Consider the following 11,041-nt stretch of genomic DNA (forward strand, 5'->3'; position numbering starts at 1 on the left):
GAAAGGACACGCCCTTGAGTGGGGCGTCGGCGCTGGCGACGCACACGATGCGTCCGGGCACGGTGTCGGTGCCCGGGGTAAACAGATCCACATCCACGCCCAGCGGGATGGTCACCAGCCGGTTCTCCCGCACACCGAAGGCCTTGCGAATGTCGTCTTCGCTGGTTTTGGAGACGGTCAGCAGCGACGGCAGCCTGCGGGCCACCCGACCCTGCATGGCCAGGAACGAATGCCAGCGCCAGGCACTGATCTTCTTCAGTCCTTTGGCCGCGCGCACCGCGAGCGTCCGGTCCTGGGTGATCGGATGATGGATGGTCGCCACCAGCGGGAAGCCGCGCCGCTTGATCGAGAGCAGTCCGTAGCCCAGGCACTGGTTGTCGTGCACCACGTCGAAGTCGGCGCGGCGGCCCTTCAGCAGCCGCGCCGCCCGCAGGCTGAAGGTGAGCGGTTCACCGAAGGCGGCCGTCCACATCATCACCACCTCAAGCACATCGCGCCAGTCGCGGTATTCGCTCACGCGGGGGGTGCGGAACGGTTCGGGTTCGCCGTACAGGTCCAGGCTCGGCACTTCGGTGAGCGTCACCCCGGCGTCCAGGGCCGCTTGATCGAGCACCGGATAGGGCTGCCCCGAGAAAACCTCCACGCGGTGGCCCAGCAGGGCCAGCTCCCGCGAGAGGTGGCGGACATACACGCCCTGGCCACCGCAGTGCGGTTTGCTGCGGTAAGAGAGCAGTGCGATCCGCAGCGGGGGGTCAGCCTTCATTGTCAGACTTGCGTGCGGTGACCACCAGTTGTTCAACACTCACGAGCTTCACCCTACGGCGGCCAGCCGCCCGGCCCGCAGCCCGCTCGGCGGCATCGATCTGCTGCCAACCTGCCAGGTCCACCCGGTCCGCGCCGCGGGAGACGACGAGGTCGGCGACGTCGTCGGCCGAGATTTCCGGTTCAGCCAGCACCCCGGCAGCAAAGTCGGTGATGATGGCCGTCGCGGCCTGCTCACCGCACAGTCGGTTGCGGCCGATGCCGCCGGTCGGTCCGCGCCGGATCCAGCCGGCCACGTACAGGCCGGGCAGGACCGGGCCGTCGTGGCCGTCGGTGACGCGCGCGTCGTCGTTGGGCACCACATTGCGGTCCCGGTCGAACGGCAGACCCGGGATCGGCTGTCCGCGATAGCCCACCGAACGCACCACCACCGTCGCCTTGAGATCGAGGGTCTCGCTGGTGGGCGCGGCCGCACCGGTGGCGGCGTACTGGTTGCGCAGGCAATGCACGGTACTCACCGCACCGTCGCCCAGAATCTCCAGCGGCGAGGTGAGGAAGCGGAAGACGATCCGCTTGTTGCCCGAGTCGCCCGACAGCTCGTCGTACCGCTCGGCGTAGCCGCGGGCCAGCCGAATCTTGGTGGCGATGGTGGAGTCCAGGGTGCCCTCGTCCAGCGCGGCCTGCGCCTGCGGCGACAGCGCCAGTTCGGCCGGGTCGATCACCACGTCAATATCGGGCAGGTCACCGAGGGACAGGAATTCGGCGTTGGTGAAGGCGGCGTGCTCGATACCGCGGCGGCCCAGCACCACCACTTCGCGGATCGACGAATCGTTGAGCGCGGCGAGGGCGTGGTCGGCGATGTCGGTGGCGCCAAGCGTCGCCTCATCCTCGAGCAGAATGCGGGCGACGTCCAGGGCGACGTTGCCGTTGCCGATCACCACTCCCCGCTCGCCGGACAGGTCAAAGGTGCGGTCGGCGTAACCGGGGTGCCCGTTGTACCAGGCAACAAACTCGGTGGCCGCAAACGAGCCGACCAGTTCTTCGCCCGGAATGTTGAGCCTGCGGTCGTGCGGTGCGCCGACGGCGTACAGGATCGCGCCGTAGCGGGCGGCGAGCTCGTCGTGGGTGATGTGCGTGCCCACGTCGACGTTGAGGTGGTAGGTGAAGTTCCGCCGCTTCTCGGTGCGGGCGAAGGTCTCCTCGACACCTTTGGTCTTGGCATGGTCGGGCGCGACACCGGCGCGTACCAGTCCGTAGGGGGTGGGCAGGCGGTCGAACATGTCGACGCCGATCTGCGCGTTCTGGGCCAGCATGCCTGCGGCGTAGAACGCGGCCGGTCCGGCGCCCACCACAGCCACGCGCAGTTGCGCGCCCTCGGGCAGGCGGGGCAGCTTCACCGGCTGCGCCATGCCGCCCTCGACGTCGTGGTCTTTGTAGTAATCGGCGTTGATCTGCAGGTACGGCTCATCTTTCGCGTCGAGCTCGTCGTCTGGGAAGATCGCGCTGACCGGGCACTCGTCGATGCACGCACCGCAGTCGATGCAGGTGTCCGGATCGATGTAAAGCATCTCCGCGGTCAGGAATTCCGGTTCATCCGGCGTTGGGTGAATACAGTTCACCGGGCAGACCTCGACGCAGCTGCCATCGTTGCAGCACGGTCGGGTGATTACATGTGCCATCACCAGCTCCTCAAATGAAACATGTTCTAATTTCTGCTTCAGCGTAACGTAGGTCACCTGCCTCTGGCATCCACGAAAGGCTCCGCCCGTGCCGCTACCGACGCCAACCTCGGAGTTTGCCCCCGAGTACGCCCCGCTTACCGACCGAAAGCCGGGTGCGGAGTTCTTCGCCGAGACCTACCGCGTACGCACCGGCGATATCGATCAGGAGATGCGGGTGCGGCTCGACGGCCTGGCGCGCTACCTGCAGGACATCGCGAACGACAACATCGCCCCCATGGAGTACGCCGCCACCGATCCATTCTGGATCGTGCGGCGCACGGTGATCGACGTACTGGAGCCGATCACGTGGCCGGCGGATTTCGTGGCCGAGCGCTGGTGCGGCGCGCTCTCTACCCGCTGGACCGATATGCGGGTGCGGCTGCGCGCGCAGAGTCAGACCAACAAGTTCAATCCCGAGCCGCGCCCGAACGGTCTGGTGGAGACGGTCGCTTTCTGGATCAACGTGAACGAGCAAGGTATGCCGTCCCGGATCAGCGATGACATGTACGAGTTCTTGTGCACCATGACCGACGAACATCGGCTGCGCTGGCGGTCGATGAACCCCGACGCCCCTGCGCTGGCGGAGCTGGCTCTACCCGACCGTGAGCACGTTCTGCGCATCACCGATTTTGACCCGTTCAAGCATTTGAACAACGCCGCCTACCTGGAGGCGGTGGAGGATGAGCTGGTTAGCCACCCAGATCTGCTCGATGTGCCGCACCGCATGGTGATCGAGTACCTGCGCCCCATCACCCCGGGCACGCCGATCATGTTGCGCCGCAAGCGCATCGACGACTGCCTCTATGTGTGGATGATGATCCCCGGCGACGACGACGAGCTGGTCACCGCCGCCGCCATCTCCGTCTTCCACATCCCCCCGTAGCCCCCTGAGCCGTCCCTGCTCCCTGAGCCGTCCCTGCTCCCTGAGCCTGTCGAAGGGTCCCTGAGCCTGTCGAAGGCTCCCTGAGCCTGTCGAAGGGTCCCCCTCGCCGACCGAACCCGCACGAACGAAGTGAGTGCGGTGTCGAAACCACCCCACCAACGCCGATCAGCTGGCGCGGTCGAGCACCAGCTCCATCAGCTTCCTCGGCGCCTCGCAGGGGTCGCCGCCAGCGGCGCCGTGCGGCTCCACCCACCAGGTCAGCACGCCGCGGCCCGGCGATTTGGCCGTCACCCCGCACATCTCCGGCCGAGCGGGATCACGTGAGGTGAACGCGGCCATACTGTGCACTTGAATGTTTTCGGTGGTGAAGCCGAGATTCTGCGCGGTCTGCTTCTCCAGGTTGATGTTGCCCCACTCCCACCAGTTGAGCGTCACGTCCACGGTGTCACCGCCGGTCACTACCCAGCGGCAGAGCGCACCCACAAAGCTCCCCTGCGCAGACTGTCCGCCGACGGTTTCGGCGATCTGTGCCGGTGGCAGGATCTCGCATTCGGTGAGTAGACCCTCGAATCTGCTGGTGTCCACATCGCCCTGCACCACCCCGGTCTGGTAGGCGATGTTCGGGTCGGTGCCGGGCGACGAGTCGTCGCCGCACGCGGACACCGCGAGCAGCACAGCACACGCTGCGGCAGCGGCCAGCGGTCGGCGGGAGTGCCTTGATAGTCGTGTCATGACGCACGCTCCACGGACATCGTGGCGAGTTGTTTGGCCGCATTGCACAGGGTTTCCGGGGAGACGCTGTCGCCGCCGAGTTGCGCGGACCGGTCGGCGACGGAGATTTCGATGAAGTCGTTCTCGAATTGCACGCCCACCTCGCACACGTTCGGGTGTTGGGTCAAGAAACCGGGGTGGCCAGCAGTCTCGTAATCGACGGTGGGGTTTTCCCGGGTGAGCTGCTCGAGGCCACGTTCACGGCCGATCGGCGAGCCGCGGTACCAGTTCCACGACGCCACTTGCGCGTCCCGCAAACCGCCGGGGCGCCATTCGCAGGCCGACGTGTTGTCGACGTATAGTTTCAGCCCGCTGAAGGTGGTCAATCGTTCCACTTCTTCGGTGCTCAGGCCGCCGCAGCGTTTGAACTCCGGCCCGGTGCCAGCTTTCGGGAGCCGCCCGGGCTCGTTGCTGCCGCCGCCGTCGGCGTTGCCACCCCCGCCGCACGCGCCGAGCAGGAGGCTACCGGCGACGGCGAGAATCAGCAGTGGGCCGGGGCGGATCCGGTCGAGTTGGCGGCGATCACGTTTGGTCGGGCGGCCCGCTCCGGGCTCGCGACGCGGAATGCTGGCCATGATCTCCTTCGGCGGTGGGGGCGGGCTCCGATCGATGTAGCACTCGGCGGCCAGCGGCGCGGACGTCCGTTTGCTGATCAGCTTCACTACTTCGACGATCCGCTCATGTCCGTGCAGTCGCACCCGCACTTCGTCGCCGATTCCGACGGTGGTGGCGGCCTTTGCGGAGACCCCGTTGACCTGGACGTGTCCGGCGCGGCACGCCGCCCCGGCGGCCGACCGCGTTTTGGTCAGCCGAATGCCCCAGATCCAGCTGTCGACCCGCGTCGCCATCGGCTCCCCTTTCCGTTGGCTTCACTGTAGACGGACACACCCGCCGCCGGAACGCTCCGCGCGGGCCAACGAGCAATGCCTCCCGGAGTTCCGGGAGGCATTGTTGCGGTGGGGCGGCGATCAGCCGATCGGCGCCAGTTCCGTGTTCGACGACGTGCTCGACGTGCTCGACGTGCTCGACGACGACGTGGTCAGGTCCACCACCGGGGCGTCGATGACGGGCTCGGTAGCGCGCTTCTTCGCACCACCGGTCAGGCTGTAGTCCGACGTGCCGTTCGGCACCGACCGGTTCGTCGCAGTCGACGTCAGGCCCGACGTCAGCGAGCCGGTGTCGATCCCGTCAAGGTTGGTGCCGAACACCGGCGTCTTGAACTGTCCGGTCTTGACCGACGGGATGATGTTCGAGAGGTCGCTCAGCCCGACGTTGTTGAAGTTGAACTGCGGCAAGCCAAACAGGTTGGCCGACTTCTTGCCGTTCACGGCAGCCGGCGGCAGCAGGTAGACGGTGGCGCCCATCCAGTTGAGGGCGATCGCACCCTTGGCAGCTCCGCCAATCTGCTGGAGGCCGTAGTCGCTCGTCACGGAGAGCAGGTTGTCGCCACCGAGCGAGAGTCGCGCGATGTCGTCGGTGAAGAGGGTCGCGGGGTTGAATCCCTGGCTACCGAACACCTGGCCGATGAACTCGGTGAACACGTCCTGCGGATTCATGAAGGCACCGACCGGGTTGGTCAGCGCGAACTGAAGCTCGGGAAGCTTCTTGGTCAGATCGAGCTTGCTGTCGAACGTGCCGAGTACGTTGACGCAGGCTCCTGCATCCTCAGCGTAGGCAGCGGTGAGCATTCCGAAGCAACTGACCGACTTGATGCCGGGCAGCGTAATGATCGTGGAATCGAGCACCTTGATCGGCGTGTTATCAGTAGTCCAGGCATTGGCCATGCCGATGACCGCGAACGAGATCGCAGTCCGTCCGCCACTCGCGCCAGCGGTCGCGAGGCTCAGCGGCAGGTACGAGATCGCCGTCGCCTTGCCGCCGGTCTGCGCCAGCGCAAACTGGAAGCCGTCACCGATCACTGTGGCCGCGCCAAAGGGGGTGTCAGCGCCCTTGAGGGTCGGGAAGCCACCGAGACCGAGCCACTTAAGGAGGTCATTCAGGCTCATTGAGCCCTTCTGAAGTGGGTCGTAGACAGCCTTCGGAGTCAGCTCAATCGAGCCCGGGACCACCATCGCGATACCTGTGCCGGTGGACTTCACGCAATCGGCGATGGCCTTGCCGTCGTCGCTGGTCATCTTCTTGCTGCTACCGCAGATCTCGATCCGCCACTGATTGGCGATCTCCTGCGATACGCCATTGTTGACTGCACCGCCAACAATCTTGCCCAGGAAGTTCGCGGGGTTGTTCTTCATACCCGACGACGACGGAATATCAATCCCGAGGATGGACTGGCCCGCATTCGCGTCGCCCACCGGCGCGATCATCGTCGCGCCGAGGGCGATGGTGGCGGCGCCGGCGACGACGCCGACCTTCAGGCCGCGGCGGCTCGTCGTCTTCTCTGCACGGCGACGGGCGCCGAAGGGCAGGCGGATCATGGGAGTCCTCTCGAACTGACAGTGAGTCGTGTCACTTTGATGGCAACGGAGCAAACTAGATCACAGTGCAAGTTCGGTACGCAACTGAGGCCCCTGCCCGGCCGGCACATCCGCCGATGCAAAACGCCCGGCGACCCCCTAGTGGGATCGCCGGGCATGCTGACTACTGGTCTCCGTCGCTCGTTGAGCTCCTCACCGAAGGTTGAGCCCGCGCGAACGAAGTGAGTGGGGTGTCGAAACCACCCCCAGATCAGACGAGCGCTTTGGCCTTGATTGCGTCGAACTCAGCCTGCGTGATGGTGCCGGCGTCGAGCAGTTGCTTTGCTGTCGCAATCTGATCGGCCGGACTGGCGGTACCAGCGGCTTGGCGAATGTACTCGCGCGCCTGGGCATTGGCTGACTCATTGGCGGCCTGCTGGCGCTGCGCCATGCCGGGGCCGCGGGCGATCACATAGACGAACGCCGTGAGGTACGGGAGGATCACCAGGAAGATGATCCACAGCACCTTCCAGCCAGCGGCCAGTTTATGGTCGCGGAAGATGTCCACCAGGATCATGTACAGCACGATCAAGTACGCGATGAACGCGAACACCAGCACCGTGTACCAGATGACATTCCAGAAATTCGACCAGTCCACGACGGGTCCTTCCTCTAAGTAGCCTCCCCGACTATTCGGGGAGGGCTGGGTTAGCGAACCACACCGGACCAGCTGGATCAATAGGAACGCGCGCGCGGCCGCACGACTCGCCCGAATCCGTCGAGACCTCAATCACAGGCGGCGCGGCTGTGGCGGTATCGTTTCACCTGGTCCACCGGTTGGCCCAGGCACCACGACCAGGCGGTTTCGGGACTTTAGGCCCCGCACCAGATTCGACGGATTCGGCGCGGTTACGCTACCGTATTTTCGTTATTCCACGAGGTAGGAGAGTTTCCGATCATGTCCGCAGTCATCCTCTACGGCACTGAGACCGGCACGGCCGAGCTGGTCGCCGATGCGATCGCCGACGTGCTCGCCGCCGACTTCGATCCCTCGATCTACGATATGGCCGACTACGCCGCCGAGGACTTGGACACCGACGACTTTCTCGTGGTGATCTGCTCGACCTATGGCGAGGGCGAGTTGCCGTCGGGCGCGCTGCCGTTCGCCGATGAACTCGACGACGTCAAGCCCGATCTGGCGGGGATGCGTTTCGCCGTCTTCGGCATGGGCGATTCGGTGTACGACGACACCTTCAACCGCGGCGGCGAGATCATGGCCGAGATGCTCAGCAAGCTGGGTGCCACCCAGGTCGGCGAGCACTTCCGCCACGACGCGAGTTCCACGGTGAAGCCGGCCGACGCTGGCGCCGAGTGGGCCGAGACCCTCAAGGCCGTCATCGCCGAGTAGTTCACCCGCTCAGCCCCACCGCTCCCCGAACTCAGCCCCGCCGCTCCCCGAGCTTGTCGAGGGGTCACGCTTCAACAGCGCGCGGCTCCGTATCGTTGCGCTGTTGCACGTCGTCGTCTCGGGCTTCTCCGCGGATAGCCGAGTGCTTGGCGAGTTTCACCACGGCGACGGCCGCCAGCAGCAGTATCGCGATCAGCATGGTCGACTTACCGATCCCCACGCGCAGGTTCTCGCCGAGCAGGATCACGCCGAGTGCCATCGACACCGCGGGCTCCATCACGTTCATGGCCGGGAACGACGTCTGGATATCGCCGGCCCCGAAGGCCCGTTGTTGCGCGATCACTGCGAGCACAATGACGATTGTCAGCAGATAGATGTCGGCGTGCAGCAGCACCCTGGTCGGTTCGTCGATGAGGTGCATGGCGACGGACTTGACCAGCAGTGCCGCGATACCGAACAGCGCACCGGCGGCGAGTCCGTAGCACAGCGCCTTGTGGTGCGGGTTGGTGCAGCGTTCGGCAAAGGCCACGAGGCCGATGAGGACCACGACCAGCACCGTCACGGTGATCGCCAGCAGCATGTGTGAGGCCCGGCGCTGCGACGGTTCCGGTTGTGCGATCAGCAGGAACACGATCACCGAGCCGACCAGCACGCCGCCCCACACCCAGTCCATCGTCGACGGCCTGCGGTGGTCAATTCTCGCTTCGAGGGGTAGGGCGAAGAGCACCGCGAACACTACGAGCGGCTGCACCAACAGGATGGATCCGAGGCCAAGCGCCCAGGCTTGGAAGCCGAACCCGATGACGGCGATGATCGCTCCAAACCACCATCCTTTGGTGATCGTCCCACTGCGCGAGGACGCCCGTTGCCGGAGCACCGTGCCCGAGGCGATCAGGGCAGCGGCCAGCACAGCAAGCAGTGCCGGTACCCAGATGTGCATCTTCTCTAGCGTATCCGCCGCCTGCCTACCGAACCGGACCAACTACCTCACGCGCCCTGAGGATTTTCTCTCATCCTGGTCGCAGTTCGGATCCGCCTCCACTGCTTTGTCGGCACTGCGGTCTACCGTCGGAACATGGAGTATCGAACTCAGTTGGAAAGCCTCACGACGCTGTCGAGCGACGAGATCACCTTGGCGTGCCGCGGCGAGCGGATCAACGCCCTGGTCACCCACTGCTACGACGAGTATCTGGAACTGCGGGAGCTGGCCGAGGAGGCTCGCGGTGGCGCCACCTCTGAGCGCCACGACTTCTACATGCAAGAGGCCGCAGCCTGGCGTGACACCGCCCGGATCCTGCGGGAGATGAGTGCCGCCTCGGCCGCTACCGAAACGTCGGCCCGCACCGCATGACCGTTCCGCAGCGCAGGACCACGCCGCCCCGCACCCTGGTGTTGCTGCGTCACGGCAAGTCCGACTATCCGGCTGGTGTCCCCGACCACGACCGCCCCCTCAACGAGCGCGGCCGCCGCCAGGCCGCGCTGGCCGGCGAGTGGATGGACAACGACGGTCTGGATGTCGATGCCGTCATCTGCTCGACCGCTGAACGCACCCGGCAGACCCTGTCCCGCACCGGGATCGACGTGGCCACCATCTACACCGAAGACATCTACGAGAACACGCCCGAGAACATCCTCGAGGCGATCCGCAGCTACGCCCCCGATGACGCCACGACACTGCTTGTTGTCGGCCACTTCCCGGGCCTCCCTGGCACCGCACTGCTGCTCGACGACGCCGCCGACATCGACGAGTTCCCCACCTCCGCCTACGCCGTGCTGACGATCGGCGCCGCGTGGGAGCGGATCGGCCTCGACGTCGACCCGGCCGCGTGCTTCACTGCATTGCAGATTCCGCGCTAAGGGCGGCCCACTACGGCCCGCATCCGAAAACGCCGGAGCCGTCCGATCTGACCTGCCGCCCGAACTCCGCGACGCCGTCGCGGCGATAATGCTCCAGCACGAGGAGAAGTGGACCGACGCGCCGACCCTCGCCCCTCGGCGGCCCCACCCCGCACGCTGCTGGCAGGTCCCCGATAGTCAGTCCACCCTGCTCTGGAGTCCAGGTGGTTCGTTCGGCGTCAGGTAGCCCAGTGAGGAGTGCCGGTGCCGCGTGTTGTGCTCTTGCTTGTAGTCGCCGATCGCGACCCGCGCTTCGAGCAGGCGCGTCCAGTGGTTTCAGTTGAGCAGCTCTCGCCACTCCGGGCCATTGTCCATCCGCAGCACCTGTGGGGGACCGCCGGCGGCCGCGAACGCCCGCTCAAGCTCACGCACCAGCCGCGGCGCGTCGATCGAGCGGTCCACGAGGTCGATCACCGACTGCTTTGTGTGCGCGTCCACCCCGGACGCGACCTTGATAGCCCTTCCGTCGACGGTGGAGTCGAACTGAAAGTCAATGGACCACACCACCTTCGGAGCATCAGCCTCAACCGCCGGTGGCACCGACGACTCACCCACACGTTTGCGGGCCGAACGGACCCGTCGCTGCAGACCCTCCTCGGACCACAACCTGTGAACCTTCTTCTTGTTGATGTGCCGGCCCTCGTCATGACGCAGCGCCGCCCACACATGCCCGAATCCGTGACACCGATTCTTTACCGCGTACTCGCGGAGCCAGCCGCGCGGCTCCGTGTCCGGATCCTGCGGTGTATCAGCGACTTTCGGTCGACGATAGGTCGATCTCGCGAGCCCGACCGCTCTGCACGCCCTCCGTTCCGACATGCCCAACACCTGCTCGAGCATGTCCACGGCGGCGCGATTGGCGTCCGGGCTCAGAATTTTCCCTTAGCCACCTCCCGCAAGGCGTCCTTCTCACTCCGCGTCCGCCAGCAGCCGCTTGAGCCGGGCGTTCTGATCCCGCAGGTCCTTGAGCTCCCTCGCAGCGTCGAGGTCCCTCCCACCGTAGCTGCGCCGCCAGTTGTAGAGCGTCGCCGCCGACACCTCCAACTCCGCCGCGATCTGCTCACCCGTCGATCCCGCCGCAGCAAGCTCATCCGCCCGCCGCAGCTTCCGGACGATCTCCTCCGCCGAATGCCGCTTCCGTCCAGCCATACCAATCATTGTCCTATCCCGCCCACCAGGGCGATCA

At 65.7% G+C, this 11,041-nt stretch carries 11 protein-coding genes and 1 pseudogene; 4 read left to right on the plus strand and 8 right to left on the minus strand.

Going from position 1 to position 11,041, the window contains the following annotated elements:
• Positions 1 to 745: glycosyltransferase family 4 protein (locus WAW85_RS14615; protein WP_422560331.1), on the minus strand; the 745-nt coding region annotated here is incomplete at its 3' end.
• A 7-nt stretch (positions 746 to 752) separates the two neighbouring features.
• Positions 753 to 2,441 carry an FAD-dependent oxidoreductase gene (locus WAW85_RS14620; protein WP_422560321.1) on the minus strand — a complete coding sequence of 563 codons (1,689 nt, stop codon included), beginning with the start codon at positions 2,439 to 2,441 and terminating at the stop codon, positions 753 to 755.
• An 88-nt stretch (positions 2,442 to 2,529) separates the two neighbouring features.
• Here WAW85_RS14620 and WAW85_RS14625 point away from each other — a divergent pair, with 88 nt between their 5' ends.
• The gene (locus WAW85_RS14625) at positions 2,530 to 3,366 is read left to right on the plus strand and encodes an acyl-[acyl-carrier-protein] thioesterase (RefSeq protein ID WP_422560322.1); all 837 of its coding nucleotides are present in this window, start codon (positions 2,530 to 2,532) and stop codon (positions 3,364 to 3,366) included.
• Between the two features lie 165 nt (positions 3,367 to 3,531).
• Here WAW85_RS14625 and WAW85_RS14630 read toward each other — a convergent pair whose 3' ends face one another.
• The 4 genes from WAW85_RS14630 to WAW85_RS14645 all read right to left on the minus strand — a co-directional run bounded on the left by WAW85_RS14630 (position 3,532) and on the right by WAW85_RS14645 (position 7,209).
• Complete coding sequence (locus WAW85_RS14630; RefSeq protein WP_422560323.1) at positions 3,532 to 4,098, minus strand: DUF3558 domain-containing protein; 567 nt, start codon at positions 4,096 to 4,098, stop codon at positions 3,532 to 3,534.
• Entirely contained in the window at positions 4,095 to 4,985 is an 891-nt protein-coding gene (locus tag WAW85_RS14635) for a DUF3558 family protein (protein WP_422560324.1), read from the minus strand. The genes WAW85_RS14630 and WAW85_RS14635 overlap by 4 nt, the downstream gene beginning before the upstream one ends.
• Before the next feature lie 120 nt (positions 4,986 to 5,105).
• Complete coding sequence (locus tag WAW85_RS14640) at positions 5,106 to 6,572, minus strand: hypothetical protein (protein ID WP_422560325.1); 1,467 nt, start codon at positions 6,570 to 6,572, stop codon at positions 5,106 to 5,108.
• A gap of 250 nt (positions 6,573 to 6,822) precedes the next feature.
• Positions 6,823 to 7,209 carry an SHOCT domain-containing protein gene (locus tag WAW85_RS14645; protein ID WP_422560326.1) on the minus strand — a complete coding sequence of 129 codons (387 nt, stop codon included), beginning with the start codon at positions 7,207 to 7,209 and terminating at the stop codon, positions 6,823 to 6,825.
• 300 nt (positions 7,210 to 7,509) lie between these two features.
• Here WAW85_RS14645 and WAW85_RS14650 point away from each other — a divergent pair, with 300 nt between their 5' ends.
• Positions 7,510 to 7,959 carry a flavodoxin domain-containing protein gene (locus WAW85_RS14650; RefSeq protein WP_422560327.1) on the plus strand — a complete coding sequence of 150 codons (450 nt, stop codon included), beginning with the start codon at positions 7,510 to 7,512 and terminating at the stop codon, positions 7,957 to 7,959.
• A 64-nt stretch (positions 7,960 to 8,023) separates the two neighbouring features.
• On the opposite strand, the gene WAW85_RS14655 is transcribed toward WAW85_RS14650, so the two are convergent.
• Complete coding sequence (locus tag WAW85_RS14655) at positions 8,024 to 8,899, minus strand: DMT family transporter (protein ID WP_422560328.1); 876 nt, start codon at positions 8,897 to 8,899, stop codon at positions 8,024 to 8,026.
• A 135-nt stretch (positions 8,900 to 9,034) separates the two neighbouring features.
• Between WAW85_RS14655 and WAW85_RS14660 the strand changes: the two genes are divergently transcribed.
• On the plus strand, positions 9,035 to 9,310 hold the full coding sequence (locus tag WAW85_RS14660; RefSeq protein WP_422560329.1) for a hypothetical protein: 276 nt from the start codon (positions 9,035 to 9,037) through the stop codon (positions 9,308 to 9,310).
• Positions 9,307 to 9,816 carry a SixA phosphatase family protein gene (locus tag WAW85_RS14665; protein WP_422560330.1) on the plus strand — a complete coding sequence of 170 codons (510 nt, stop codon included), beginning with the start codon at positions 9,307 to 9,309 and terminating at the stop codon, positions 9,814 to 9,816. The genes WAW85_RS14660 and WAW85_RS14665 overlap by 4 nt, the downstream gene beginning before the upstream one ends.
• A 177-nt stretch (positions 9,817 to 9,993) precedes the next feature.
• On the opposite strand, the pseudogene WAW85_RS14670 reads toward WAW85_RS14665, so the two are convergent.
• A pseudogene (locus tag WAW85_RS14670) lies at positions 9,994 to 11,004 on the minus strand (IS3 family transposase).
• Positions 11,005 to 11,041: the final 37 nt, after the last annotated feature.

The organism is Gordonia sp. (in: high G+C Gram-positive bacteria), assembly GCF_049299075.1.
In the GTDB taxonomy this organism is placed as follows: Bacteria; Actinomycetota; Actinomycetes; order Mycobacteriales; family Mycobacteriaceae; genus Gordonia.

Bases quoted from the DNA above. Each gene is read 5' to 3' on its own strand.
- WAW85_RS14660 (WP_422560329.1), top strand. From the start codon at position 9,035: ATGGAGTATCGAACTCAGTTGGAAAGCCTCACGACGCTGTCGAGCGAC.
- WAW85_RS14665 (WP_422560330.1), top strand. From the start codon at position 9,307: ATGACCGTTCCGCAGCGCAGGACCACGCCGCCCCGCACCCTGGTGTTG.
- WAW85_RS14630 (WP_422560323.1), bottom strand. From the start codon at position 4,098: ATGACACGACTATCAAGGCACTCCCGCCGACCGCTGGCCGCTGCCGCA.
- WAW85_RS14655 (WP_422560328.1), bottom strand. From the start codon at position 8,899: ATGCACATCTGGGTACCGGCACTGCTTGCTGTGCTGGCCGCTGCCCTG.
- WAW85_RS14650 (WP_422560327.1), top strand. From the start codon at position 7,510: ATGTCCGCAGTCATCCTCTACGGCACTGAGACCGGCACGGCCGAGCTG.
- WAW85_RS14640 (WP_422560325.1), bottom strand. From the start codon at position 6,572: ATGATCCGCCTGCCCTTCGGCGCCCGTCGCCGTGCAGAGAAGACGACG.
- WAW85_RS14620 (WP_422560321.1), bottom strand. From the start codon at position 2,441: ATGGCACATGTAATCACCCGACCGTGCTGCAACGATGGCAGCTGCGTC.
- WAW85_RS14635 (WP_422560324.1), bottom strand. From the start codon at position 4,985: ATGGCGACGCGGGTCGACAGCTGGATCTGGGGCATTCGGCTGACCAAA.